Source organism: Rhodococcus sp. IEGM 1366, from assembly GCF_033142425.1.
Lineage (GTDB): Bacteria > Actinomycetota > Actinomycetes > Mycobacteriales > Mycobacteriaceae > Rhodococcus_F > Rhodococcus_F globerula.
On sequence record NZ_JAWLRZ010000007.1, the window covers coordinates 352566 to 377521 of the forward strand.

General features: G+C 60.4%; 24 protein-coding genes. 9 read left to right on the forward strand and 15 right to left on the reverse strand.

Annotation, left to right across the window (positions count from 1 at the left end; genetic code table 11):
* Positions 1–12 precede the first annotated feature (12 nt).
* The 10 genes from R4P64_RS22595 to R4P64_RS22640 all read right to left on the reverse strand — a co-directional run bounded on the left by R4P64_RS22595 (position 13) and on the right by R4P64_RS22640 (position 11925).
* A complete protein-coding gene (locus R4P64_RS22595) occupies positions 13–1320 on the reverse strand; it encodes an MlaD family protein (RefSeq protein WP_084702446.1) in 1308 nt (435 codons plus the stop codon).
* Complete coding sequence (locus tag R4P64_RS22600) at positions 1317–2426, reverse strand: MlaD family protein (protein ID WP_317822798.1); 1110 nt, start codon at positions 2424–2426, stop codon at positions 1317–1319. Before R4P64_RS22600 ends, R4P64_RS22595 begins: the two co-directional genes overlap by 4 nt.
* Positions 2423–3529, reverse strand: coding sequence for an MCE family protein (locus tag R4P64_RS22605; RefSeq protein WP_179300759.1), 1107 nt, complete (start codon positions 3527–3529; stop codon positions 2423–2425). The genes R4P64_RS22600 and R4P64_RS22605 overlap by 4 nt, the downstream gene beginning before the upstream one ends.
* A complete protein-coding gene (locus R4P64_RS22610; RefSeq protein WP_317822799.1) occupies positions 3526–4578 on the reverse strand; it encodes an MCE family protein in 1053 nt (350 codons plus the stop codon). The genes R4P64_RS22605 and R4P64_RS22610 overlap by 4 nt, the downstream gene beginning before the upstream one ends.
* Before the next feature lie 7 nt (positions 4579–4585).
* Positions 4586–5623, reverse strand: coding sequence for an MCE family protein (locus R4P64_RS22615; protein ID WP_317822800.1), 1038 nt, complete (start codon positions 5621–5623; stop codon positions 4586–4588).
* Entirely contained in the window at positions 5620–6942 is a 1323-nt protein-coding gene (locus tag R4P64_RS22620) for an MlaD family protein (protein WP_051730289.1), read from the reverse strand. The genes R4P64_RS22615 and R4P64_RS22620 overlap by 4 nt, the downstream gene beginning before the upstream one ends.
* 3 nt (positions 6943–6945) lie before the next feature.
* A complete protein-coding gene (locus R4P64_RS22625; protein WP_317822801.1) occupies positions 6946–7800 on the reverse strand; it encodes an ABC transporter permease in 855 nt (284 codons plus the stop codon).
* Positions 7801–8661: an ABC transporter permease gene (locus tag R4P64_RS22630; protein ID WP_317822802.1), complete on the reverse strand. Its 861-nt coding sequence runs from the start codon at positions 8659–8661 to the stop codon at positions 7801–7803. It abuts the gene before it with no gap.
* 913 nt (positions 8662–9574) lie between these two features.
* Entirely contained in the window at positions 9575–10735 is a 1161-nt protein-coding gene (locus R4P64_RS22635; protein ID WP_317822803.1) for a thiolase C-terminal domain-containing protein, read from the reverse strand.
* On the reverse strand, positions 10732–11925 hold the full coding sequence (locus tag R4P64_RS22640; protein ID WP_033231773.1) for an OB-fold domain-containing protein: 1194 nt from the start codon (positions 11923–11925) through the stop codon (positions 10732–10734). Before R4P64_RS22640 ends, R4P64_RS22635 begins: the two co-directional genes overlap by 4 nt.
* A 319-nt stretch (positions 11926–12244) precedes the next feature.
* Between R4P64_RS22640 and R4P64_RS22645 the strand changes: the two genes are divergently transcribed.
* The 9 genes from R4P64_RS22645 (at position 12245) to R4P64_RS22685 (ending at position 20227) form a co-directional block, all read left to right on the forward strand.
* Positions 12245–13048: a TauD/TfdA dioxygenase family protein gene (locus R4P64_RS22645; RefSeq protein WP_080711616.1), complete on the forward strand. Its 804-nt coding sequence runs from the start codon at positions 12245–12247 to the stop codon at positions 13046–13048.
* A gap of 23 nt (positions 13049–13071) precedes the next feature.
* Positions 13072–13791: an SDR family NAD(P)-dependent oxidoreductase gene (locus tag R4P64_RS22650; RefSeq protein ID WP_230590010.1), complete on the forward strand. Its 720-nt coding sequence runs from the start codon at positions 13072–13074 to the stop codon at positions 13789–13791.
* Positions 13792–13873: 82 nt separating this feature from the next.
* The gene (locus tag R4P64_RS22655) at positions 13874–14734 is read left to right on the forward strand and encodes a mycofactocin-coupled SDR family oxidoreductase (RefSeq protein WP_317822804.1); all 861 of its coding nucleotides are present in this window, start codon (positions 13874–13876) and stop codon (positions 14732–14734) included.
* Positions 14735–14817: 83 nt separating this feature from the next.
* Positions 14818–15783 carry an alpha/beta hydrolase gene (locus R4P64_RS22660; RefSeq protein WP_317822805.1) on the forward strand — a complete coding sequence of 322 codons (966 nt, stop codon included), beginning with the start codon at positions 14818–14820 and terminating at the stop codon, positions 15781–15783.
* A gap of 4 nt (positions 15784–15787) precedes the next feature.
* Positions 15788–16291, forward strand: a complete 504-nt coding sequence (locus R4P64_RS22665; protein WP_317822806.1) for a DoxX family protein — start codon at positions 15788–15790, stop codon at positions 16289–16291.
* A gap of 20 nt (positions 16292–16311) precedes the next feature.
* Positions 16312–17130: an NAD(P)-dependent oxidoreductase gene (locus tag R4P64_RS22670; RefSeq protein WP_092803448.1), complete on the forward strand. Its 819-nt coding sequence runs from the start codon at positions 16312–16314 to the stop codon at positions 17128–17130.
* Positions 17127–17933, forward strand: a complete 807-nt coding sequence (locus R4P64_RS22675) for an NAD(P)-dependent oxidoreductase (RefSeq protein WP_317822807.1) — start codon at positions 17127–17129, stop codon at positions 17931–17933. Before R4P64_RS22670 ends, R4P64_RS22675 begins: the two co-directional genes overlap by 4 nt.
* Positions 17934–18013: 80 nt before the next feature.
* Positions 18014–18775 (forward strand): GntR family transcriptional regulator, encoded by a 762-nt coding sequence (locus R4P64_RS22680; RefSeq protein WP_162487724.1) that lies wholly within the window; start codon positions 18014–18016, stop codon positions 18773–18775.
* Between the two features lie 120 nt (positions 18776–18895).
* A complete protein-coding gene (locus R4P64_RS22685; RefSeq protein WP_317822809.1) occupies positions 18896–20227 on the forward strand; it encodes an HNH endonuclease signature motif containing protein in 1332 nt (443 codons plus the stop codon).
* Between the two features lie 131 nt (positions 20228–20358).
* Here R4P64_RS22685 and R4P64_RS22690 read toward each other — a convergent pair whose 3' ends face one another.
* The 5 genes from R4P64_RS22690 to R4P64_RS22710 all read right to left on the reverse strand — a co-directional run bounded on the left by R4P64_RS22690 (position 20359) and on the right by R4P64_RS22710 (position 24881).
* Complete coding sequence (locus R4P64_RS22690; protein WP_317822810.1) at positions 20359–21201, reverse strand: TauD/TfdA family dioxygenase; 843 nt, start codon at positions 21199–21201, stop codon at positions 20359–20361.
* Positions 21202–21361: 160 nt separating this feature from the next.
* The gene (locus R4P64_RS22695) at positions 21362–21988 is read right to left on the reverse strand and encodes a TetR/AcrR family transcriptional regulator (RefSeq protein ID WP_175393527.1); all 627 of its coding nucleotides are present in this window, start codon (positions 21986–21988) and stop codon (positions 21362–21364) included.
* 108 nt (positions 21989–22096) lie between these two features.
* Positions 22097–23011 (reverse strand): NAD(P)-dependent oxidoreductase, encoded by a 915-nt coding sequence (locus tag R4P64_RS22700; protein ID WP_233365067.1) that lies wholly within the window; start codon positions 23009–23011, stop codon positions 22097–22099.
* Positions 23008–23439, reverse strand: a complete 432-nt coding sequence (locus tag R4P64_RS22705; protein ID WP_230590011.1) for a carboxymuconolactone decarboxylase family protein — start codon at positions 23437–23439, stop codon at positions 23008–23010. The genes R4P64_RS22700 and R4P64_RS22705 overlap by 4 nt, the downstream gene beginning before the upstream one ends.
* Complete coding sequence (locus R4P64_RS22710; protein WP_317822814.1) at positions 23436–24881, reverse strand: aldehyde dehydrogenase family protein; 1446 nt, start codon at positions 24879–24881, stop codon at positions 23436–23438. The genes R4P64_RS22705 and R4P64_RS22710 overlap by 4 nt, the downstream gene beginning before the upstream one ends.
* Between the last annotated feature and the right edge of the window lie 75 nt (positions 24882–24956).

A 24956-nucleotide genomic window follows, 5' to 3' on the forward strand; every position in this document is an offset into this window, starting at 1 on the left:
GCTCTTCCGCGTTCACCCCGGTGGACTCTGTTCGAGATCAGGACCTCCATAGGGAAGTGGAATCGATTGAGGCCCAATCGGTGTCGGCGACGCTCGCGTGTCGGGTGCAACACCGGCAGGCGGGCCGGCGGTGTCGTCACCTGGTTGACGTGGCGCATTCCGAGCGCCGCGGACAAGCACCGACGGGTCCTCGTTGTCGCAATACGTGTACAGGTACGGTTCCGGGAAATCCGGAACCGTCGCCGGTAGACGTGGCAAGTCGTAGTCACACGAATAGCGCGGGTAGATGTTGACAAACGCCCAGATTCCACCGTCGTGAAAAACAGATGTGAGTGCTTCGAGTGTGGAGCCTTGACGGTATGTCGGGACGAAGAACTCTTGCAGCGCAGGTACGTTCAAGTAGGCCATCTGGGCTACCGTCGTCAGATTGCCGAGGAGCTGAACCATTGTCGGCGAGTTGTCGGCGATGAGCGCGTCAATCGACTTCAGAGTCGACGGCGTACCGTCGAGGAACTCACGAAGCCCCGTGTCCTTCGCTTCGACGCCGAGCAGAAGTTCCGACAGATTGCTCGCAGTACTGCGCAGCCCAGGGCCGCTGTCACCAAGTGTGCCGAGCAAAACCTTGCTGCTGCGCAGAAGGGTTGCCGTCTGCGGTAATACCGAATCGAGCGTCGAGACGAGGAAGGCGCCGCCGTCGAGTATCGCCGACAGTTTCTTCGGCCCTTCCGGTCCGACGCCGAGTTCCGCGACGATCATCTCGAGTTCGGCAGGATCGATTTGCGCCAGCATGCCGTCGAGGTTTCCCAACATGGACGCCAGCGGCACCGGGGTCGACGTTTCTTCGGAAGAGATTTCCGATCCGTCGACAAGATACGGACCACTGTCGGTGGTAGGCCTGAAGTCCAGATACTGTTCGCCTGCCATCGACAGTCCCGCCACACGCACTTCACCGCCCAGTGGAATCTCGACACCCCCGTCGATCTCCGCGACGGCAACTACACCACTGTCGGTCAACTCGACCGAATTCACCTTTCCCACAGGAACTCCGCGGAGCATCACCTCCTGCTGCGGCAGCAGCCCGCCGGATATCGAAAAGTGCACGCGCACGGTAATCTTCGAGCTGATCGGGCTCAGGTGAAAGACCCCGAAGGTCAGGTACACCACGCCGACAACCAGCGTTGCGGCGAGTGCAACCACCGACATTGTGAGTCGGTGAGCGCTACTGAAGCGGACCGCGCTGACGAGAGCTGCCGCGGGGACTTCCGACAGCCGCGCAACCGGGCCCATCTCACCCTCACCGTCAGGGATCTGCTTGTTCATCGGCCGGTCCCCAGCACTCTGCCCTGCAACCGCATCAGCGTGTAGGTAATCGTTCCCACCAGCGCATCCCAGTCGCTCGAATCCGGAAGTCGGCTGCCAGGGTCAGCGGGATGGTTCGGATCCGCAATCGCCCCGATAGCGAGCTGTTCCAGGTCGGCATTGACATGGGCGGACGTCGAGTTGGTGATCTTGAGGAGTGGCGGCAAAAGCCTGTTGACGGCTGCGAGGCTCGCGTTGGGATCGGTTGCCGCGTCGTTGAGTTCTGCAGCGATTGTGTTGATGTCGGCGACCATCCCGCCTGCGCCGGTACCGCTCACCGACGGGAACTTTCCCACTTGACTACTTACCTGCGCCACCTGTGCGAGCAGATCAAGCATTTGCGCAGTGTTGGCGTTCAGAGTGCCGAGCGCGGGACCGGCTGCCGAAATCGCGTCGTCGATCGACGATTGCTGCTCCGACACCGTCACGAGAAGCTGATTGGTCGACGCAAGCGTCTCACGAATCTCGTTGCTCCGGCTCGACAGTGTCCCGATCAGAGCGGTCGATTCACCGATCAGGTCCGCCATTTCCTCACCTCGTCCGCCGACAGCTTCTCCGAGCCCGTTGACAACCTTCGTCAGGTTGCGCAGGACGCCTCCGTTGATCAAGAACGACGATGTGGTGAGGAGTTCTTCGATCGTCGCCGCAGACGAAGTCGACGCAATCGTGATGCTGTCTCCGTCGGACAGAAGAGCACCGTTCGACGCAGGTCCAGGCGGGGGTTCCACTGCGACAAACACGTCTCCCAGCGGTGTCGCCGACCGCAATTCCGCGCCGGCCCCGACCGGCAGGCTGATGCCATCCTTGATCCGCATCGTGACTATCGCTTCGTAGTTCTGCACTCTCATCGCTTCAACCTCGCCGATGTCTGCGCCTTGGAGTTTCACCTTCGCTTGGGCGGGCAGATTGAGTGCATTGTCGAAGACCGCGTACAGCGTGTAGTAGTCCCCGGAAACTCCAGGTGCCGGCAGCGGGAGACTCTCTAGCCCCACACCACACGCCGCCGTGGACAGCATCAGACCGGCGCATGCCCCGGCGGAAACAACCCGCCACCCTCGGGGCGTCATCGCGGCAACCCCGCCAAGCCCTCGAGCATCCCGGAGATCCCGAAGTCCGGGCCGAAATCTTCGAGTGTTCCCGTACTGCAGCCAAGCTGACGCAGACCGAGGACATTGCAGATCTCCTTGACCAACTGCCCGTCGAGAAAGACCTTCTCCAGCTGAGCGTGCACCCTCGCACCGCCGTTCTCCTGATCGATTGCGTTGTAAGCGTTGTCCATCAAAAGTGGGGTGACAGTAAGAAATTCAGAAAGTTCACGCCGATAGTCGGCCAATGCGGTCACCACGGTGTTTGCGTTGGTCACTGTCGATTGCAGAGTTCCCTGGTTGGCCGCGAGAAGTTTATCTGCCTCGACAAGGATTTCGTTGAGCTTGGTACCGGTGTCCCCCGAGCCCAAGTCCGCCTCACCGAGCAGATCACTCACTTGCGCCAGGGCTGAACCGAATTCACGAATGTCCTGATCATTGTTCGCGGCAACGGAAGTCAAGACTGCAAGATTGTCCACAACAGTCGTGATGGCATTCTGTGTTTGCGCGCCGCCGTCGCTACCCAGTTGCAGCGCCGACGCCAACTGGCTCAGTGACGACTTGATGGCTTGCCCGTTCCCGTCGACCATCGCGCTGCCGATCCCGAGTAGGTCAGCGACCGGGCCGGAACCCTCTCCATCGCCCTGCAACTCGATCGCCATCTTGTCCGCCATGGCGATCAGTCGATCGAATTCGACGGGAGTCTTTGTTCGGTCCATCGGGATGATGTCGCCGTCCGTCATCACCGGGCCGTCCCGGTATGGCGGAGTGATTTCGACATGACGGTCGGTCAACACCGACGTCGACACAGTTACTGCCTGCGCAGTTTCCGGGATCTTGACTCCGCTGTCGAGGCTCATCGTTACTTCCACCACGGTGCCGCGGGGGACGATGCTGGTCACCGAACCGATCGGAACGCCGAGAACCGAGACGGAGTTCCCTTCGTACAGTCCTGCGCCACTGTCGAATTGCGCCGTGACGGTGATCGTATTGTCCATCGAGGTTGCGCTGCGAATACCCGAACAACCGGCAGTAGCGAGAACAACTACCAACGCGACCTTCGCTATCGATACGAGAGATCTCATTTGCAGTCCTTCAGATAGGGCGGCAAGTTCATCTCGTTTGCATGGCCGCTGACAGCGCACATCCACGAGTCGATGAAAGGCCCAGCGGGGGCCGTGAAATCGACTTCGTTGGCGGTCCCGGAGGTATTGGCGAAGTTGCGCAACGGAACCGGCAGGATCTCCAATGTGTTGCGCAGCAGATCGTCATTGTTGCTCAGGCTTTGGAGCAGGCCATTCAGATTGTTGATCAGTTCGTCGATTGCCGGACTGTCATTGACAACGACGCTGTGCAGTTGGTCTACGAGTGCGGTGGTCGATACGAGTAGTTGGTCGACTACTTCCCGTCTGGCATTGATTTCCGCCAACACGTCACGGCCGTTGCGCACCAACTCACCCAGACTGTTCTGCTGCCCGCGGATTACAGTTGTCACCTCACTTGTACTGGTCAGCAGCGAACCGATCTGTCCGCGCCGTTCGGCCAGCACCGAAGACAAGTTCTCGATGTTCGCGAGTACCTGCGGTACGAGCGCAGGTGTGCCCTCCAGTTGATCGGACAACGTGGTAAGTGTTTGCCCGATCTTCTCCGCGTCAACCTGCTCGAATGTGGTGGTCGCATTATCCAGTGTCTGCTGCAGATCGTAGGGAACTTCGGTGTTGGCCAACCCGATCCGATGATCGGCAATGTCACCGTCACCGCCGGGACGGATCTCGACGTAGCGCGATCCCAACAACGTCGTCAACTTGATGGAGGCTGCGGTACCGGCTCCCAGTGAGACACCCTCGTCGATCTGCATGGTCACGACAACGTGATCTCCTGCGAGTCGGACACCATCGACGGTTCCCACTGGAACACCCGCGATGGTGACCGCGTCGCCCGCGCTGACTCCGGCGGCCTGAGTGAATTCGGCGTCGTAGCTGACCTTGCCGATTCCTGCGGATGTAACCCAGAGGGCAACGACCATCGCGATGGCAAGACCTGCCACCGTCAAGACCCCGATCCCCAGTGCACTGCGATCCTCGAGGGGCTTACGCAGTCTCCGAGTGTAATTCGATGTGGCTTCTCTGATCATCTTTCGCTTACCTGCAAATCTTCGACTGGGTAATCTGACCACCGGGCGTCGACTGCGCAACGATCGCGGGGATCACGGCACTGATCGCCGGGACGAGGGTGACATTGAGATTGCACAGGTACGTGTTGATGTAACTTCCGTCCTGGCTCGCTCGCGCAAGCCCTTTCAACATCGGCGGTAAGTTGAAACCGAAGTATCCGAAGGTGTCCTTGTTGTCCAGGAAGTGCTGGGCGAAACCCGGTTCCCGAGTGAGGAACTCGCTCAGGTCTGGGGCGACGTCGCTCGACAGTGTTGCTACTTGATCGGCAACGAGCGCGATCGAATCCAACGAGTCGACCATTTCGCCGCGCCTGGCTGCCAGCTGTTCGAAGATCGTCCGTGCCTGCGTGATCATCGTGTCGACGTTGGTGCTCTGCAGTGCGAGGCTGTGAACGATGCCGTCCAGATTGACGATGATGTCGCCCAGAATCTTGTCCGGGCCGGCAAACGACTCGGCAAGGGTCGACGTCTCGGATACCAATGTGGTAATCGATCCGGAATCACCTTGCAGTGCACTGACAATCGCGGTTGTGACATTGTCGATCTGCTGCGGATCGAGCACGCTGAACAGCGGTTCGAAACCATTGAGAAGAATCGAGATGTCGAAGGATGGTTCCGTGTTCTCCACCGGAATCTCGTCCCCACTCACCAAAACTCGAGGTTCCCCCTGCTCACCGAGGGACAACCCGAGATAGCGCTGTCCGATGATGTTCTGATACGTGATCGCGGCGTTGGTGTTGCCGTACAGCGTTTGGTCCGATTCGATCCGAAAAGCCACCCGCGCAAGCGTTCCGTCGAGACTGACCGAATCGACGCGCCCCACCCGAACCCCAGCCATCCGCACGTCGTCGCCGGCGCGTAATCCCGATACGTCGGTGAAGACCGCGGTAAAGGATTTCGTCTCGCCCTGAACACCGCGCTGCAGTGTGACGAACACCGTCCACGTGAGGCCACAGGAGATCAGCAGGAACACGGCGATTCCGATCAAGGGTTTTCGATAGCTCATCGGATCCCCTGCTCGAGTTCGAGTGGCACGTCGGGTTCGGGTGTCACCTGCACGGTGTTGCCCCGGGCCAACGGTCCGAGGATGAACTCGTCGGCAGGGGTCGATTCGCCTCCCAGAAGATCGCCCAGAAGTTCCTTCTCCTGGGCACTTCCGACCGGACCGACATTCCCTCCGGACGTCGGGGCAAAGTCGAATTGACGGGCAACGCCGTCAGCTACCACAGGTGGCGCGGCGGTCTCCGGCGCAGTCGCGCAACTCGGACCGGCCAACTCACCGTAGCGGGGACAATCGGCGCGGGTGTACATCTTGTGCGGTGTGAATTGGAACAGGAATTTTCCCGTCGCGTTCTGCTGACCCACCGGCCAGAACTCGCTGAACCACTTGTCGGATATGACTTTCATCCGCGTGACGATGGGCGCGAATTCCGTACTGCCGTCGGCAACTACGCTGAGAACCGGTGAAAGTTGTGTGGTGATAGCGACAATCTTGTCCGTGTTGTTGTCGAGAACGGAACCGACTTCCGACAGTGTTGTCGAACCGGCAGTCAGCAGCGCGGTCAACGCGGCATCCTTCTGTGCCAAGGTCCGCATGGGTACGACGGAATGGTGTACGGCATCAAGAAGGTCGGGTGCAGCTTCTTGGAGACCGCGGATGGCAGAGGACAACGCACCCAAGCTGGAAGGTTCACCGTTCGGTGTGGTCAACTCACCGAGTTCGGCGGCAATTCGGCGGAGTTGCTCACCCGCAGTGACGATATCGGCGCCCCGACGGTCTGTTGCCGCCGCAACGGCCGCGAGCATTCCGAGTGTGCGATCCGTCCCGATACGTGCTGTAGCAGAGACGATTTCACGGAGTTTTGTCAACGCGGTCTGCAACTGTACCGTCGACAGACTTTCGTCTTGCGGGATTTCCGCGCCGGGTGACAGCGGGGGGCCGCTCCCGTTGTCGACCAACTGAACGGACGACACGGCAAAGACGTTGCTGGGCACAACACGAGCCGTCACTGTTGCCGGAATCCCGGCCGCGTACTCCGGTTTCAGAGCGATGTCGACATACTTCGACTCGCCGCCGCTCGATGTATCCACACTGTTCACCACTCCGACCAGCACGCCTCGAAATTTAACGTCCGAGCGCGCAGGCAATCCGTCCCCGACATCGGCAAGAACCGCTGTAACCTCGAATGCCTTGTCGAAGACTCCGTTCATTTTCGCGATCAATCCGGTGATCAGCAGCGCCACGACAATCAGCGCGCCAACACCGTGCAGGAGAAGTGTTGTCGCAGAGGGGCCTCGGCCGTCGGCTTCGAACAGTATCGGCATCAGCTACCCACCGAGCCTTGCCCCGGAGCCGATGCCCCAGAACGCTACCGTCAGTAGCAGATTGACGAAAATCATCGCAGAGATGCTGGCACGCATCGCTCGGCCGGCGGCAGTCCCGACCCCTTGTGGGCCACCGGACGCGAAGAAACCGTAGTAGCACTGAATGGTAGAGGTAATAATCACGAAGACAACAGCTTTCACCAACGAGTAACCGATGTCCGTCGCGCTGAGAACCAGGCGGAAGTAGTGCTCGTAGGTACCTGTCGACACCCCACCCGACAGCCCGATGACTACCTTCACCGCAACGTAGTTCAAGGCGAGGCAGAGTAGATACAGCGGCACCACCGCAACCACGGATGCCATCAGCCTCGTTGTCACGAGATACGGGATAGGACGGATCGCCAACGCTTCCATCGCGTCGATCTCCTCCGAGATCCGCATCGCACCCAGTTGCGCTGTGAAGCGGCATCCTGCTTGCGCGGCAAAAGCCAACGACGCCATGATGGGTGCCAGTTCCCTCGTTGTTGCGGTCGACGCGATCATCCCGGTCGCCGGCTCCAAACCGAGCAGATGCAACGCGTTGTAGCCTTCGATTCCCACGATCGCCCCCGCCGCGGCACCCAGAACGATGATCACACCCGCCGTTCCGCCGCCAACTACGATCGAACCGTTGCCCCATGTGACATCGGCAAGAATCCGCAGAAATTCCTTCCGGTAATGCCTCAAGGTCCAGGGAACTGCGGCCAGTGCCCGGCCCAGAAAGGTGACCATGTGACCCAGACGCATGACAACTGTTGCCTGCGCCGAGACCACCTTGACCGCTGACCTCATACCCGGCGGGTAATACCGCGATGCCATCTAGAAACCCGTCCGCGGGAACATCAACACGTACAACTGTGTCAGGACCACGTTCACGACCATGAGGAGCAAGATCGACGCCACCACTGTGGCATTGACCGAGTTGGCAACGCCGGCGGGTCCACCGCGAGTGGTAAGTCCCTTGTGGCACGCGACGACTGCCACGATCGCGCCGTAGAGCACTGCCTTGATCATCGTCAGGAAGAAATCACCGACGGTGGCAAAGGATGCAAATGTCGACACGAAACTGCCGGGAGTGCCGTTCTGGACAAAGGTGTTGAACAGGTAGCCGGAAAAGAATCCCACAAAACAGACGAGCCCCGTCAGTGCAACACCAACCGTAATCGCCGCTACAAGCCTGGGCACCACAAGCCTGCGGATCACCGAAATCCCCATGACCTCCAACGCATCGATCTCGTCGCGGATCTTGCGAGATCCGAGGTCAGCGCATATCGCCGATCCCGCTGCCGATGCCATGAGTAATGCAGCGACCATCGGAGCGCCCTGTCTGATCACCGCGAGGCCACTGGCAGCGCCCGCCAGGGATGTCGCACCGACCTGTCCGGCGAGCAAGCCGAATTGAATCGACAATGTCACGCCGATCGGTATAGCGACAAACAGAGTCGGAACGGCGGATGCCGACGCCATGAAGGCCGTCTGACGCACGAACTCCGCTACTGGAAAACGGAATGTCGCGATGTCGATCACCAAGTACTGGATCGCACGAAGCCCGAGAACGCATTGTCCACCAACCGTTTCCAGTGCGGCAACGGGATGCCGTCGCGTATACCCGTGCATCCAACTCGTGATTTCACTTGATGCAGAACGCTTCTGGCCAAAACTTCGATCTGGGATCTCCATGGATCTTCCACTTTCCGTTCGCCCACAAGTTCAGTCCGCCGCCGCATACGAGAGTGGGCACGCATTGCGTCGAACCTGCCGTCACCGCTACCGAGTGATCTGCCATCTTCCGAACTGAGCATTGCCCCCGAAAGATGATGACCACCTGTGCGGATCTCAGCTTTCACACTAAAATGCTGAGCACCTTCTTAGCACGAGTTGCCGAATGAGGTCAAGATCACAGTGCGTACCGAACCTTCGTCGCCGAGTGCGCATTACAGTATTTCCCCCGTCGAACACACTGAAACACCGACTCTCACAAGGCGAATCGACACCAGGAGCGCGACCCCACCTCGATCACTGCAATGAATCAGTGTCTATTGCAAGGCAATCGGTAAAATCCGCGCCCGCCGCCGGCCCAGCAAAAAATTCCGTCACGTCACCCACGGACACTGCTACCCCCTCGAGAAATGCGCGGAACGGAGATCAACCCACCCGGACTCGGCTTGCAACGGCAAACCCTGCCGCAGTAAATCTGGCTGAGCGATCATAAAACTAGACACTATTGCGCAAAGTGTCAAGGAAAATGGTTCTGCGCAGGTCCGCACGTCGAAGAATGCCCACGTCACCGGAATCGAGTACCCAGGAAGGAAGAAACACACAGACGATTATCGAGATCTTCGGCGCCACTGGTGAAAACGACCGACACGGGCCACGACAACAAGACCAGCCGCCTGGCGTGTGAACACAGGCGGCTACGGCAAATCTCGAGCTATCGACACAGTCGATCAGCTTTCAGTTGCACTGCAAAAGAGCACCATTGACGACGCGCTCACACACCATGTCGGTGATTCGCGCGTCGCCTTCTGGGCAGCAGCGGGAGAGCGTCGCTCGACGCTCGCCCACTGCCTGAAGTTCTCGGTACTTACTACTATCAGACGCTCGGCCCCTCCAAAATGGTCACTGCTGCAACGGCTGTCGGTCCACCGACGTTGTGTGCCAAACCGATCCGGGCACCGTCAACCTGATTGACGGCATCACCGCGCAACTGTTCGAACAACTCGACGCACTGCGCGACACCGGTTGCTCCCGGCGGGTGCCCCTTGGCGATCAGACCTCCACTCGGATTCACCGGTATGGAGCCGCCGATTCCGGTAGCTCCCGATTCGATGAGTTTGAACCCCTCGAACCGGTCGGCGAAGCCGAGATCCTCGTAACTGATCAACTCGATGCCGGTGAAGAAGTCGTGTACCTCTGCGACATCCACGTCGGCAGGGGTCATGCCGGCCATCGAAAAGGCCTGCTTCGCAGCGCGAACCGTGGCGGGGAACGACGTCATGTCACGCTTGTGCTGGTGCATGACGGAATCCAGGCCCAAGCCGACGCCGCGGATCCAGACCGGACGATCGGTGTATCTCTCCACGACGTCTTCTGCCGCCAGCACCAACGCTGCCGCGCCGTCACTCTGTGGAGCGCAATCGTAGGCACTGAACGGCGTCACGATGGTCGGTGCGTTCAGAGCTTCCTCGATGGTGATCTCGAATCGCTTGCAGGCCTTCGGGTTATTGACGCCGTGAAGATGATTCTTGACGGCCACCATGGCCATATGCTCCCGGGTGGCAGGAGATTCGTGCAGGTAGCGACGCACGTGCAAGGCGAAGCCGGCCGGAGCCACCAGACCGAGCGGGTAATCCCACGCCATGTCGCGGGCCATAGCTTCCCACTCCCACAGCATGTCTTTGGACGCACTCTCGCGGAGTTTGTCCGCTCCTACGACCACTGCGACGTCGAAGGCACCGGACGCGATTCCGAACAGCGCGTTGCGCACGGCATCATGGCCTGTTGCACAGGAGTTTTCGATGCGTGTTACGGGGATGTCTGCCAGGCCGAGAGTGTCCGCGAGAATGCCGGACGGAAAGCCGTCTGGAGTTCCCATCGCACCGAACCAGGCCGCCTGCAGATCGGACTTGTCCAAGCCCTTGTCGATACTGGCGGCGCATTCGGAGAACGCCATGGGCAACAGGTCTTTGATACCCAGGGTGAAATGCTCGGCAAAGGGTGTCATCCCCGCGCCGACTATCGCCACGTTTCTCATACCGCCTCCTGCTCGATCAGAAATGCTGTTTCCGGTTCGAATGCGTATCCGTAGTCCGGCACCCCGGAGCGGATCGCCACCCGGCGTAGAACCATCCGGCCACGATCGCCGAGATCAACAGTTCCCGGTTCGACGCCGGTCACCTTGACGAGCGCTCGAACGTCGACGTCGTCGAGTTCCACGATCACCAAGGAGTAGGGAGTCTTCAGTCCGGGAACCGGAACATGCACGGTTACTTCGGTATACACCGACCCGGTTCGTGGTAGTGGCACAAACGTGTAGTCCGTCTGCAATGTGCCGTCGTTGTCGACCCGATAGCGAGGGGGAAAGTCCAGGTCGTCGCTGTCCTCGTATTTTCCCGCTTCCCACCGGACTTTTGCGTCGAAGGCACGCTCATAGGCTGCCAGCGAAATCGGAATATCGGCGCCCGGCACGAACTGGCCTTCCACTTTGGGACGCGGCGCGGGCTCCCGGCGGTGTACCTCAGCAGTGCCGTCCGCGACCCGGACTCCCGAGAGGCTGGCCTGCTCGACACCGACGAGCGATCCGGTGCTTCCCGAATCGACCATGGCAGCAAGGGCAAACAGACCCGAACTCGCGCCGAGTGTCGGTAGCCGAACCGGCTCTGCCGCGCACAACGTCGTGGCCTGCTTGTGCTCGACACCGGCTACCGCAACCGGTGCATCCACCCACGCAGCTGACAGCGATGCAACAAATCCGCGTTCCTTGAGCAACCGCGGATCGCCGTAATCATGTACAACGCCAATGGAGTTACGAGTACGCACCGGAAGGCTGCGCGACACCCGAGCAGCGGTGCGGACTCGCAGTCCGTGGTCCGACGTCAGTACGGCGGCTGCCCCTGCCGGTTCAAGGTCGACGCCGATGATCAGTGTCCGCGGCCGAGCATTACTGACGGCGTCGAGCGTTGCGGGTGCGCCGCCGAGGCGCTCGACCACCTCCAGCTCTGGATCGAGTCCGAGTCCGGCCAGCAGAACCGCGGCATTACTGCTTTCCAGCAGCGGCAGATCCCGGCTCACCAGAATGACGTGTTCTACGGAGGTGCTGGTGCTACACGCCGCTCTGCCGGCCTCGACCGCGAGAGTAATCGCGTCCTCGTCGTCACCCGGCACGCGGGAATCCGACGTTCCCCAGCACGGTAGGTACGTCCCTATCGAAGCGATGTATGACATGCCAGTCTCCCCGTAATCGTGAAAATCGCTCAGAACTTCAAGCGAGAGCAGGTACGCGGTAAATCAGGAGGTCACTCCTGATATCCATCGAGTGCATCTCGCCTCCCTCTGATTTGAATACGTCATTCTCACAAATGAGAATACTGCATTCTCGCTCCGGGAATTGTAGCAATCAGACAGACTCTCGCATAGCCCCACAGGAACGAACCGCGTTCCCCGATCGCCGGACTTCCACCCGAGTGATCTGCCCTTCTTCGACTCTTGCGGGCATCATGAAGGCGAGAGTATGGTTCTCATAAATTGAAGGGAGATTCTTCTGATGGAGACTAAGGCGCTCAGCCCGGCATTGGGCGTAGAGGTCATCGGTATCGACAGCTTGGACGACGAGGCTGTAGTTGCGAGATGCCTGGAGGCATTGAAGTGGCGCGGGGTACTGCTCATCCGCGGTTTGCACCTCGACGACGAGGCTCAGGTCGCATTCAGCCGCAAGCTCGGACCGGTATTGGCCCCCGCGGGCAAGGAAATTTTCAAGGTCACGCTCGACCCGGCCAAGAACCCGTCGGCCGAATACCTTCGGGGCACGTTCAATTGGCACATCGACGACACCACCAACGACGTGCCGGCCAAGGCGACAATGCTGACGGCACGGCACGTGGCCATGACTGGCGGTGGCACCGAATTCGCCAGCACCTACGCGGCTTACGAGAACCTGCCGGAGCAGGAACGTAAGCGTTACGACGATCTTCGCGTCGTACACAGCTTCGAAGCTGCGCAGCGACTTATCGAGCCGAACCCCACGGACGAGCAACTTGCATCCTGGCGCCGTCTGCCCACCCATGAATCATCCTTGGTCTGGGAACACCGCGACGGACGCAAGTCACTCGTCCTCGGCGCAACGGCTGACCACGTCGTCGGAATGCAGCCCGACGAAAGCCGGGCGCTCCTCGACGAACTGCTCGCATGGACCACTCAGGAGCGCTTCTCCTACAGCCATACGTGGGAGGTCGACGACGTAGTCATCTGGGACAACACCGGAATGCTGCACCGCGCACTTCCCTACGACCCCAAGTCGGAGCGAACGATGCACCGCACCACCATCCTCGGCAATGAGCCGTGGGCATGAGCGAATCCGCGAACGGAGAAAACGTGAGTACTCAGATCACGCGAACTGCAGTTGTCACCGGTGGCAGTTCGGGTATCGGCCGCGCTGTCGCAGAACGCCTGCGCGCCGACGGTTACAACGTTGCCACGATCGACCTCACACCCTCGGACGAAAAGTATTCGTACACAGCTAATGTCACGGACCGCGCGCGGTTGGACGAGGTTCTGGCGGAGATCCGCACCGAGTTGGGTCCCGTCACCATTCTGGTGAACGCAGCCGGCCTCGACGGATTCCAGCGATTCACGAAACTGTCGTTCGACGATTGGAAGCGCGTCCTCGACGTCAACCTCGACGGCGTATTCCACTGCTGCCAGGCGGCGCTCCCCGACATGCTCGAAGCCGGCTGGGGACGCATCGTCAATATTTCGTCGTCCAGCGCACATTCCGGGCAGCCGTTCATGACTCACTACGTCGCGTCCAAGTCAGCGGTCAACGGACTCACCAAGTCCTTGGCGCTGGAACTCGGCCCCGAAGGAATAACCGTCAACGCCGTGCCACCGGGATTCATCGACACCCCGATGCTGCGTACGGCCGAAGGCAAGCGCCTCCTGGGCGGCACCGTCGAAGACCACATTGCCAAGACACCGGTTCGGCGCGTCGGCCGACCGGAAGACATCGCCGCAGCCTGCGCCTTCCTCATCTCCGAAGAGGCCGGCTACATCACCGGTCAGATCCTCGGCGTCAACGGCGGCCGCAACACCTAAGTCCTTCCGCTGCACGCGTGGCAAATAACACTGTTGCGCAACCAGTTTGAACAACCCAACACATCAAACGAAGGGATTCACCATGGGACGCGTTGAAGGCAAGGTTGCGTTCATCACCGGCGCAGCACGAGGTCAGGGCCGAAGCCATGCGGTTCGTTTGGCCGAAGAGGGCGCCGACATCATCGCCGTCGACATCTGCGCCGACTTCGATTCCATCACCTACCCGATGGCCACTCCTGAGGATCTCGAGGAGACCGCTCGTCTCGTCGAGAAGCACGGTCGCCGCATCGTCACTGCCAAGGCCGACGTCCGTAAGGTCGACGAGCTGCGTGCTGCACTCGAGCGCGGCGTTGCCGAGTTGGGCCAGCTCGACATCGTTGTCGCGCAGGCAGGCGTCGCCGGAATGCGCGGCGAACCGGACATCGCGGCCTGGTCCGACACCGTCGACACCAACCTCGTCGGCACCATCAATGCCATCCAGGCAGCGCTGCCCTACCTGGGCAAGGGCGCCTCGATCATCGCCACCGGTTCGACGGCGTCCATGATCGACACCAGCAAGGTCGATGTACCAGGTAAGGACCTCGGCGGAGTTGCCTACGTGTTCTCCAAGCGTGCACTCTCCCACTACGTACACGAGCTGGCGACGCACCTCGCACCTCGCGGAATTCGCGCAAACGTTGTGCACCCCACCAACTGCAACACCGACATGCTGCACAACGAATCGATGTACAAGTCATTCCGCCCCGACCTCGAGAACCCGGGCCGTGAAGACGCTGTGCTGTCCTTTCCGGTTCAGCAGGCAATGCAGATCCCGTGGGTCGAGCCCGAGGACATCAGCGAAACCGTCCTCTTCCTCGCGTCGGAGCAAGCTCGTTACGTCACCGGCATGCAGATGCGCGTCGACGGCGGCGGCTACCTGAAGTCGTACGACTACCACATCTGATTCGAGACTTCGCCTTCACGAAACGCATTCGTGAAGGCGAAGTTTCAATGCTCACCCTGCTCGCTATTTTTCAGGACGGATACATGAGCACCACGAATACCGTAGTAGCCAGTTCGGCTGGCACGACCGCTTCAGGCCCCGTTCCCGTACACCGGATCGTCGATGTCGACGGTATTCCCATGTCCGCGTTGCTGATCGAGGTTCCAGAACCGCGCGCGGTCATTCTCGCTGTGCATGGCGGAGCAACAAACTCTGCGTACTTCGACTGCCCCGGGCACCCCCGCCTGTCGCTGTTGCACACCGCAGCAGCCCTCGGATTCACCGTGCTGGCGCTCGACCGGCCGGGTTACGGCAGCTCGAATCCCCATGCGACCGAATTGGCCGATCCCGATGTTCGCGTCGACGTAACGTATGCGGCGATCGAGCGTCACCTCGAGGGAATCGACCGCGGCGCAGGAATATTCGTATTGGCTCACTCCATCGGCTGCGAATTGGCCACCAGGTTGGCCGCGGACGATCGCGGAGACGCCTTCCTCGGAATCGAACTCTCCGGCACCGGCCGAGAGCAACAGCCCCTTGCCCAGGAAATCCTGGGCGTCACCGCCCGCAACGCCGATCCGATCGCCGTGCGCGAGTTGCTGTGGCAGCCGAGTCGGCTGTACCCGGAAGAACTGTTCGGCGGTCTTCCGATCGCATCCCGGACACCGAAGTACGAAGGTGACGTGGTGCGAAGTTGGCCCCGCGAGAACTTTCCGAATCTTGCTGCACGCGTGAATATTCCCGTCCATTTCACTGCAGGCGAATACGAGCATGTGTGGCGTAACGATCCCGAGGCGTTGCTCACCGTCGCCGAGTTGTTCACCGCTGCGCCGAGAGTAGTCGTGGACAAGCAGTTCGACGGTGGACACAACCTCAGCCTTGGCTACACCGCGACTGCATATCACCTCCGCGTCTTGGCGTTTGTCGAGGAATGCATCGCCGGCCGATCCGAATTCGCAGACCTGACAACAGACGACAGCACGGCCGCGCACGCGAGCCACGGAAGGTGACCCCATGAATTCCGCAGATGTTGCACTTCTAATGATCCGATTGGCCGTGGGCTCGACCATGATTGCTCACGGAGTCAATCACTGGGTCGGCGGCGGAAAGATCGAGGGCACGGCTCGCTGGTTCAGCGGACTCGGATTACGCAACGGCACATTCCAGGCCTGGATGAGCGTGGTCACCGAAGTCGGTGCCGGTGTCTTGCTGATCGTCGGATTCCTGAATCCGTTTGCCTGTGCGGCGGTCATCTCGGTCATGCTGGTTGCCGGGATACTGGCACACCGCCCCAACGGATTCTTCATCTTTCGTGACGGCTACGAGTATGTGATGGTGCTCGCGCTTGTAGCGCTCGCCGCAGCCATGCTCGGGCCAGGCAGCATATCGCTCGACGGCGCACTGAACATCGAACTCTCCGGGTGGGCAGGTGGCGGTATCGCCCTCGGAGTGGGCGCGGTCGGCACCGCCGTACTTCTCGGCTTGTTCTGGCGGCCACAGCTACAGGAGGTTTCATGATCACTCTAGGAGGACCCGCGATGCACGTAGGATTCATCGGACTCGGTAGCCAAGGCGCGCCGATGGCACGGCGAATCGTCCACTCCGGCTACGAAACCACGCTGTGGGCACGACGTCCCGAAGCCCGCGTTCCCTTTGCCGACACCGCAGCCAAGTTCGCCGAATCTGCGGCGGAACTAGGCGCGGCAAGCGATCTCGTGTGCATCTGCGTCGGCAGCGACGCCGATGTTCTCGACGTTGTCACGGGTGAGGACGGCGTCCTCGCGGGCATGAAGCCAGGTGGAATCATTGCCGTGCACAGCACGGTTCACCCGGATACCTGTCGCGAACTCGGGGAAACAGCGGCTACTCGAGGAATCTCCGTCGTTGACGCTCCCGTCAGTGGCGGTGGCATCGCCGCAACCGAGGGCCGCCTTCTGGTGATGGTGGGCGGCAGCGACGAAGACTTCGAACGCGTCCGTCCCGTCTTCTCGATGTACGCGAATCCTGTTGTTCACCTTGGACCTTTGGGGTCCGGTCAGATCACGAAGCTGCTCAACAATCTCCTCTTCACGGCAAATTTGGCTACAGCCGCGAACACGCTTGCGCTCGGCCAGTCGCTCGGTGTTGATCCCAACCGCCTCGGAGACGTGATCTCGCACGGCACGGCAAACAGCTTCGCGCTGAGCCGGATCGTCTCTGCCGGTGGAACGCTCGAGCGTATCGCCCAGCACGCGGGCACATTGCTGCAGAAGGACGTCGGGCTGATTGCAGATCTCGCGACAACAGCCCAAGCACCCACCGGAGTCGTCCTGACCGCAGCTGACGCCACCCTCGAACTCATGGATCACCGCCGATGACACGCGTCGGGTTCATCGGCGCCGGGCGGATGGGCGGACCGATGGTCAGCCGTCTCGTCGAAGCCGGTCACGAGGTTCGCGGGCTTGCACGCTCCGCCGCAACAAAAACTGCCCTGGAAGCCTCCGGTGCGCAGGCCGTGTCCACCTTCGCAGAGGTCGGCGGCGATACCGACCTCGTGATCATCTGCGTTTTCACGGACGAGCAGGTTCGCGAGATATGTCTCGGCAGCGACTTGCTCGCGTCGATGCCTCGCGGATCCACCCTGGTGTTGCATACAACGGGAAGCCCGCGCACAGCTGAAGCCGTTACCGAGCAAGCAGCACAGTTTGGTGTCGCAGTCGTGGACTCACCGGTCAGCGGTGGACCGCACGATATCGCCGCAGGTAGGTTGACCCTCTTTGTCGGCGGCGATGCCAACACCCTGGCACGCATCCAGCCGACCCTGGAAAGCTACGCAGATCCAGTTCTCTATGTCGGCCCCACTGGCAACGGACAGCGGGTCAAGCTAGTCAACAATGCTCTGTTCGCCGCTCAGATCGGCCTTCTCACCGAAGCTGTCGCACTGGGAACACAACTCGGCATCGACGAGGGCGATCTGCTCGCGGCCCTGCCATACGGCAGTTCCAACAGCCGTGCACTGACCAGTGTTTCAGCCAAGGGCTCAGTGTCTGCATTCGCAGATTCGGTCGGAGATTTCCTGAGCAAGGACGTGGGCGTCGTCCGAAAGATCGTCACCGAGCTGGACGGTAATCTCGGACTGCTCGACGACGCGGTCAACGCCGCTCTACCGAATCGCGTCTGACTCACGCCGGTTCTTCCGAATGGGATAGCGTTGCCGATGACACTATCGGCAGTCAATCGACCATGATCTGGGAGAACAAGATGGGCGGGTCAGTCCTGTCGGGCAGTACCGATCTACCGGGGTACCGGCGCCTGGCTCTGACGCTCGCCGAAGCGGTCGCTGCCGGCAGGTACGACAAGGACACTCCGCTGCCCACCGATACCGAACTCATGACCGAGTACAGCCTCGGACGGCAAACGGTGCGGCGAGCGTTTCAGGAGCTTGTGGCGGACGGACTGGTATATCGCGTCCGCGGTCGGGGAACATTTCCGACGGATCAGCCCAGCACCGGCCGCTCCGTCCGCTCCACCGATTCGATCGAACAACTCGAGGAGTGGCCGGGCACCGAGATGGAAGTCATCTCGCCTCTCGAACTCAAACGCGACCGTGTCCACGCCGAGAAGCTCGAACTCGACAGTCTTGTTGTGGCGCAGTTGAAGGTTCGGCGCTGGATCGACAACCAGCCGTATGCGGTCAACACGATCATTCTTCCGCCCGACGTCGCCGAAACACTGATATCGGAGAACCTGATCCCGACAGTCCGTACTCCCGGGACCATCCTTGCCTCGGTCGGTAGCGTCGCGGGTCCTGTTGCCGGAGCTGAAGAAACTGTCACCGCGATTCTCGTATCCGACGACATCGCCGAAATTCTGCACACCCCGCCGGGTAGACCCGCCCTGCACATCGAGCGGGTCTACCGGAACGGCAATGGAGTTCCGGTAGAGATCTCGTTGACGGTGCATGCGTCGGAACGGTACGAGCATCGACTCTCGATTCAGCGCGCCGGTCGTCACGGCTCCTGAAACCACTTCGGCTTTGGTCAAAGATTCTGGCTACAAATATCATTCGGCCGAATGTGCCCGAAATGCCTCTTGATTCGAATGTTTGTTCGACTATAATTGGGTCAGGGTGGGGAGGCCTTGATGACTACGGTTTGCGATTCAACTGCGGTGGGGGATGTTGTAGCCGGTTCGGCTGCGGGTGTGCGTGGCAGGTTGTGGCGGCTACGACCGGCCGAGGTTCGAGACGTTGCAGTCTGTGTATCGGCGGAAATTCTTCGATTGGAAGCGATTCGACTTGCCGCGGTCGACGAGTTGTCACTCAATCCGGATGAGCAGGTGCTCTGTTACCGGGGTGTCGGTCGCTGGCTGGCGGCGAACACGATGCTGCAGAACGCGGCCGGTAACAAGATCGCCGCACTCGGTGCCGCACTGCGGGTATTCCCGGATATTACTGCCCAATTCGAGGCCGGCGATCTCTCGCTCGATCATGCGGCAATAATCGTCGCGTTCTGCGAATCACCACCAAAAGGAATGCCGGACAGTGCGTTACCGTCCTGCATGAAAACCCTGCTCGCTGCGGCATCCGGCGTGGAGGCGACCACAATCAAACTCCGCTACGCGATTGCGGTTTTGAAGCGGATATTCGAATCCGATGAGACTCCGCCCGGTGAGGATGACGACCTCAACGTCTTGCGGATTTCGCCGACGTTGAACGGTCGGGTCGCGATCAAGGGCGATTTCGATGCACTCACTGGTGAAATGTTGTTGTCGGCTCTCTCGGGTTTGTCGATGCCGAAACCGGCTGCCGACGGAACCCCGGATCAGCGGTCGGCAGCCAAACGCACCGCGGATGCCTTCACGGAACTGATCCGCCGCTACCTCGACAACGCCGTCACCGGTGTTGATGGTGGTCAGCGTCCGCATGTGAATGTGCATATCACCGCGAAAGATCTTGCCGAGCATCGCGACTGCGCCACTACGAGACCTAGCCGGGACGCAGAGCTTGATGTCGAAGATCTTGATGTCGGATACATGCCCTGGATGGGACCACTGAGTGTGAGCCTGACCCGGATGCTCGCGTGCGACTGCATGCTCTCCACCGTGTTGATGGACGGGAGCGGGGCACCGCTGGATGCGACTCCGCACAAACGCCTCGTCACACCTGAGCAGCGGACTGCGTTGATCGCCCGGGACAAAGGCTGCGCCTTCCCCAACTGCGATGCGGTTCCGGCCTGGTGCGACGCGCACCATATACAACCCTGGTCAACCGGAGGCTTGACGGTGATGGACAACCTCACCCTCCTCTGCCGAAATCATCACCGATTGATCCACAGCACCAGCGGGTTCCGCGGGATCTGGGAAATCAAAATGGGTACCGATCGCAAACCTTGGTTCATCCCACCAGCTGCGATCGATCCGAAACAACGACGCCGCCGCTCCACCACCCGCCAAGGCCCAGTCCACCGAGACTGAACCCGACTCTGCCAGAACCATATACGGCGTGCAAGCTTCGCATCACCAACAAAGACGATGCGAAGCCCAGACGCATGTCATAGTCGCAAATAGTGTTCACGGACTCGGCCAATCCTCAACCACCACAGACCCTAACCACGACAGACTGATTCCTCCCCCGCCAAGGTCGTGCGGTGCATGAGACGCTGAGACGAGGGCTCGAACTCCGTCGCTCGATGCAGCATTCCGGTGTTGTCCCAGATGACCAGGTCACCTTTGCGCCACACCTGGCGCAGTACGTATTCGGGTCGCGTGGACCACGCGAGCAGTCGATCCAACAACGCACGACTTCGCTCGATCGGCCAACCGACAACTTCGGACGCGGTAGCGCCCAGCAACAGCGACTTCCGTCCATTCTTCCTGGTCCATACCAACGGATGAACCTGCGCTGGTACCCGTGCCCAGGCTCGCCTGGTTGCTTCGTCGGGATCCGGGTTCGCCAGCGACTGTGCATGCCCAAACGTGTGCACAACCTCGAGAGGCTCGAACTCGGCCTTCTCCTCGTCGCTCAAGCCGTCATAGGCCGCGTACGTACTGGCGAACTCGGTGTCGCCCCCGGCTGGATCTACCTCACGAGCGCTCAGGAGCGTCGCCTGCTGCGGAATGACTTGTGTGGCACCGTCGATGTGCCAGTGGAAGTTTCCCGCTCGATACGACGCGAGAATTGCATTCGTCTTGGACGGATCCATGGTGATGGTCTGAATCTCCGGGAGGCGGTGCTCGCCGGTGGATTGGACTACGACGGTGCCCAGTGCACGACTGAGAGCCAACAGGGCGTCGTCGTCGATGTTGATCTCGCGGTACACCAGGACCCCATGCCGGTCCAGGAGTTGCCGAATCTCTCGGGCAGAGTCCGACTTCATGAGATCGTCGGCAGTCAGACCTGTGACCTCCAGTCCGACGGTCGACGTGATGGGACGTATGGAAGCAGGCAAGAAGAACTCCTCGATCGGCACGTTTCTCGAAAAATACTGGGAAGAGGTACTTTTGGCGCTCGGTAAGCAGTCTGAGGTCAAGCGAGCTCGCGCACTACAGGACAGTACCGCACTTGCTATACAGTCGTACCAATTTTCGAAAAAAGCCGCGATCCGTTTCTTACGTCCGCGGTCGCTTGGTGCGCGCAGTCTGCGTAATGCGAGGCTCCACCGAATCGATGTAGCCCTCGAGTGCTTCCACCACTTCGGCATGCGCAGTGTCGACGCCGATACCCGATTCCAGATTGAGGAACTTGGGAATCCCGGTGATCAGCAACACCATTGCGCCGAGAGACAGCCGGCCGTCCGGTCGAGCACCCGGCCCGAACTTGCGAGCCACGGCCTCCATCTGCAGTTGCCGGACCCGTTCGGTGACTTCGGCGATTTCAGCACGGATTGACTCACGGTGATTGCCGAGAGCCATGAACTCCGTCATCAGAGCACTTGTGGCCTCATCCCAGCTGTACTCCCACAACACATGCAACGGATCTTCGGCTCGTTTCTGCAGCGCAGATTGCAGTACCGCGAGGTTGCGATCGGTGTACCTCGCAATTGCGGCGCGGAAGATGTCGTCAAGAGTGGGAAAGTAATACTGGACCAGGCTCGCGGTCACACCGGCCTCTGCTGCCAAAGATCGATAGGTCACGCTGGCGTAGCCGGTGTCCAGCATCATCTTCTCGACACTGTCCAGCAGAACATCTCGCGTCTTCGACTTCTCGGCACCCACGCGCCGCGGCGATGAAGCCATGACCACCTCACTCCGCTGAATTCGAAACCCCGTTGGATTCGAATCATCTTCGCATCCGACGGGGTGTCGTGGAATGAGGGGTACGCGCCTCGCATCACCTACACGGAGCTAATCGTGAAGCGACACCTGCGCAAGCTCCTCGAGGTATCGCACAACCTCGGTTTGGTCTGCTCCTGGAGCCAAGCCGTCGACAGCGGTTTCCCAGATCTTGCCGAGCGTGTCGCCGAGAACAGTGGATACGTCCTGAGAACGAGCCAAATCCAAAGCGATTCCGATGTCCTTGCGCATCAGAGTTGCGGCGAATCCTGAGTCGAATGTTCCTGACAGAACAAACTTTTCATACTTCGTCTCCGTTGCCTGGTTCCGGCCGCTACTGGCATTGATCACCGAAAGGAGCGTCGCCGGATCGATACCGAATTTGCGGCCCACCAACATGGCCTCCGCTGCGGCAACAAGACCGTTGGCTGCAAGAAGGTTGTTGAGTGCCTTTGCAGCGTGCCCCGACCCAACCGGACCGACATGGATGATTGCCGTTCCGGTGGCACGCAGGAGCGGCAGAACCTCTGCAACCACATCGGCGTCACCGCCCGCCATCACGGCAAGATCCGCCTTCAGTGCACGTCCGACTCCGCCACTGACCGGGGCGTCGACAACTCGAACACCCTGCTCGGCGGCTATTCCAGCCAACTTCTGAGTGCGGTCCGGAATGCTCGACCCCATGTCCACGATGGTGCTACCTGCCTGCAGTTGCGACAGTAGTCCCCCCTCACCGAGAACCACGGCATCGACGATGTCACTGGTCGGCAGGACCAGCACCACCACGTCGCACTTCGCGAAGTCCGCGAAATCCGTTGTGCCCATTGCACTCGGATGACTGTCGAGAAACCGTTGCTGCGACGCGGCATCGGCGTCACGGACAATCAACGGTTGGCCGGAGTTGACGAAGTTGCGGGCTATCGGGCCACCCATCGCACCCAGCCCGACAAGACCGACACTTTTGCCCGGCAACGGAATCACGCTCATGCCGAGACCTCCGCGGTGAGGGGGCCCAGTTCGGCAGTCAGGGTTTCCTGAACCACACGCATCGCCGCCATACCCATGGGCACTCCCACATAGGCGGTGGCGTGGATAACAGCTTCGGTGATCTCTGTGCGAGTCAGGCCGTTGCTCAGACCCACGCGAACGTGGACGGACAACTCATGGGGCTGGCTGAGGGCGATCAGAATTCCGAGATTGATCAGCGAACGACTCCGTCGGTCCAGGCCTGGCCTGGTCCAGGCACCGCCCCACACGAACTCGCTCACGAACTTCTGCAACTCTTCGCCGTCAGTCCCGGCATTCCGGGTCATTGCCGCATCGACGTATTCGGCACCGAGGACTTCCCTACGCACTGCCAAACCGGCCTCGAAGACGGTCTGGTGAGCCAGATCGAGCGGGCTATCTTGTGTCACTGTGAATCTCCCTCGAATTTGATGGTCACGCACTTGACCTGGCTGTAGTGATGGAGTGCCTCCACACCTTTTTCGCGCCCGTAACCGCTGTTCTTCCACCCGCCGAACGGAGTCTGCACGGATCCGGTTGACCAGGTGTTGACGAACACCTGACCAACTCGGATCCGCTCACTGACCCGCAGTGCCCGCGACACATTGCTGGTCCAAACACCGGCTACCAGTCCGTAATCCGAGTCGTTTGCCAGTTCGATCGCCTCGTCTTCGGTATCGAACGCGAGCACGAGAACCACGGGTCCGAATATCTCTTCGCGCGCGATCCGGGCCGAGTTGTCGACTCCGATGTACACCGTGGGATCGATGTAGAAGCCGCCGGTCTCCTGTGCCACCACAGAGACTGTTCCTCCGGTTACAGCCTGTGCACCTTCGGATTCCGCGATCTTGAAGTATTCCTGCACTCGTTCGAACTGCGCCCTGGTAATCAGTGGACCGATATCGCGCCCGGGACGCACCGCTGCGGCACCCGCAGCCAATTTCTGTACGACCCCGTCGTGGATCGATCGATGAACCAGGAGCCTTGTGCCGGCGGAACACACCTGGCCGGCATTGGCCGTGAAAGCGAGGAGAGAACCTGCGACGGCCTTCTCCACATCGGCGTCGGCAAAGATGATGTTGGCGGACTTTCCACCCAATTCCAGTGTGACCGGGATGATTCGGTCTGCAGCAATATGCCCGATAGCACGGCCGGTTCCCACGGAACCCGTAAATGCCACCTTGGACACATCCGGATGGGCCACCAAAGCAGCACCCGCATCCTGCCCCGTACCGAGAACCACGTTGAAGACTCCGGACGGAAAACCCACCTCGGTCGCGAGTTGAGCCAACCGAACCGTCGACGCCGACGTGCTCTCCGACGGCTTGACCACCACTGTGTTGCCGGCAGCCAAAGCTGGTGCGCACGCCCTCGCTGCCTGGTTCAGTGGCACATTCCACGGCGTGATGACTCCGATTACTCCGAAAGCCTCACGGCGGGTGTACACATGCTGATCCGGTGCCACGTCGAGAGTGTCACCGGCCGGCATGCCGATCAACCCGCCGTAGAAATCGAAGTACGTCGCGGAGTTCTCGACTTCAGCCAGTGCAACGGCCTCCGGCTTACCGGTTTCACTGATCTCCAACCGGGCCAACTCCGCAGAATCGGCGCGCATGGCCCGGGCGAGGTCACCGAACAACCGCGCCCGAGCAAGCGCCGGTATCTGCTTCCATGCCGTTTCGGCAGCAGATGCGGCCTGAACCGCCAGGTCGACGTCGTCAGCATTACCGCACGCGAGTTGCCTTGCCTCACATCCGGTTGCCGGGTCTGTGACAGCCATGTAGTTGGCACTGGTCGGCATCACCGCACTACCGGCGATCCAATGATCGAGCTTGTCCAACGCACTTCCCATCTACAAGATGACGTAATAAGCCGACTCTAATGTCGAGAATCTAACAAAGTGCCGACCCTTTGGCGATGCTTTTCA

What these genes read in the sequence shown, in the direction of transcription:
- R4P64_RS22595 (WP_084702446.1), bottom strand. Translation starts at nt 1,320, where the DNA reads ATGAACAAGCAGATCCCTGACGGTGAGGGTGAGATGGGCCCGGTTGCG.
- R4P64_RS22600 (WP_317822798.1), bottom strand. Translation starts at nt 2,426, where the DNA reads ATGACGCCCCGAGGGTGGCGGGTTGTTTCCGCCGGGGCATGCGCCGGT.
- R4P64_RS22605 (WP_179300759.1), bottom strand. Translation starts at nt 3,529, where the DNA reads ATGAGATCTCTCGTATCGATAGCGAAGGTCGCGTTGGTAGTTGTTCTC.
- R4P64_RS22610 (WP_317822799.1), bottom strand. Translation starts at nt 4,578, where the DNA reads ATGATCAGAGAAGCCACATCGAATTACACTCGGAGACTGCGTAAGCCC.
- R4P64_RS22615 (WP_317822800.1), bottom strand. Translation starts at nt 5,623, where the DNA reads ATGAGCTATCGAAAACCCTTGATCGGAATCGCCGTGTTCCTGCTGATC.
- R4P64_RS22620 (WP_051730289.1), bottom strand. Translation starts at nt 6,942, where the DNA reads ATGCCGATACTGTTCGAAGCCGACGGCCGAGGCCCCTCTGCGACAACA.
- R4P64_RS22625 (WP_317822801.1), bottom strand. Translation starts at nt 7,800, where the DNA reads ATGGCATCGCGGTATTACCCGCCGGGTATGAGGTCAGCGGTCAAGGTG.
- R4P64_RS22630 (WP_317822802.1), bottom strand. Translation starts at nt 8,661, where the DNA reads ATGGAGATCCCAGATCGAAGTTTTGGCCAGAAGCGTTCTGCATCAAGT.
- R4P64_RS22635 (WP_317822803.1), bottom strand. Translation starts at nt 10,735, where the DNA reads ATGAGAAACGTGGCGATAGTCGGCGCGGGGATGACACCCTTTGCCGAG.
- R4P64_RS22640 (WP_033231773.1), bottom strand. Translation starts at nt 11,925, where the DNA reads ATGTCATACATCGCTTCGATAGGGACGTACCTACCGTGCTGGGGAACG.
- R4P64_RS22645 (WP_080711616.1), top strand. Translation starts at nt 12,245, where the DNA reads ATGGAGACTAAGGCGCTCAGCCCGGCATTGGGCGTAGAGGTCATCGGT.
- R4P64_RS22655 (WP_317822804.1), top strand. Translation starts at nt 13,874, where the DNA reads ATGGGACGCGTTGAAGGCAAGGTTGCGTTCATCACCGGCGCAGCACGA.
- R4P64_RS22660 (WP_317822805.1), top strand. Translation starts at nt 14,818, where the DNA reads ATGAGCACCACGAATACCGTAGTAGCCAGTTCGGCTGGCACGACCGCT.
- R4P64_RS22665 (WP_317822806.1), top strand. Translation starts at nt 15,788, where the DNA reads ATGAATTCCGCAGATGTTGCACTTCTAATGATCCGATTGGCCGTGGGC.
- R4P64_RS22670 (WP_092803448.1), top strand. Translation starts at nt 16,312, where the DNA reads ATGCACGTAGGATTCATCGGACTCGGTAGCCAAGGCGCGCCGATGGCA.
- R4P64_RS22675 (WP_317822807.1), top strand. Translation starts at nt 17,127, where the DNA reads ATGACACGCGTCGGGTTCATCGGCGCCGGGCGGATGGGCGGACCGATG.
- R4P64_RS22680 (WP_162487724.1), top strand. Translation starts at nt 18,014, where the DNA reads ATGGGCGGGTCAGTCCTGTCGGGCAGTACCGATCTACCGGGGTACCGG.
- R4P64_RS22685 (WP_317822809.1), top strand. Translation starts at nt 18,896, where the DNA reads ATGACTACGGTTTGCGATTCAACTGCGGTGGGGGATGTTGTAGCCGGT.
- R4P64_RS22695 (WP_175393527.1), bottom strand. Translation starts at nt 21,988, where the DNA reads ATGGCTTCATCGCCGCGGCGCGTGGGTGCCGAGAAGTCGAAGACGCGA.
- R4P64_RS22700 (WP_233365067.1), bottom strand. Translation starts at nt 23,011, where the DNA reads ATGAGCGTGATTCCGTTGCCGGGCAAAAGTGTCGGTCTTGTCGGGCTG.
- R4P64_RS22710 (WP_317822814.1), bottom strand. Translation starts at nt 24,881, where the DNA reads ATGGGAAGTGCGTTGGACAAGCTCGATCATTGGATCGCCGGTAGTGCG.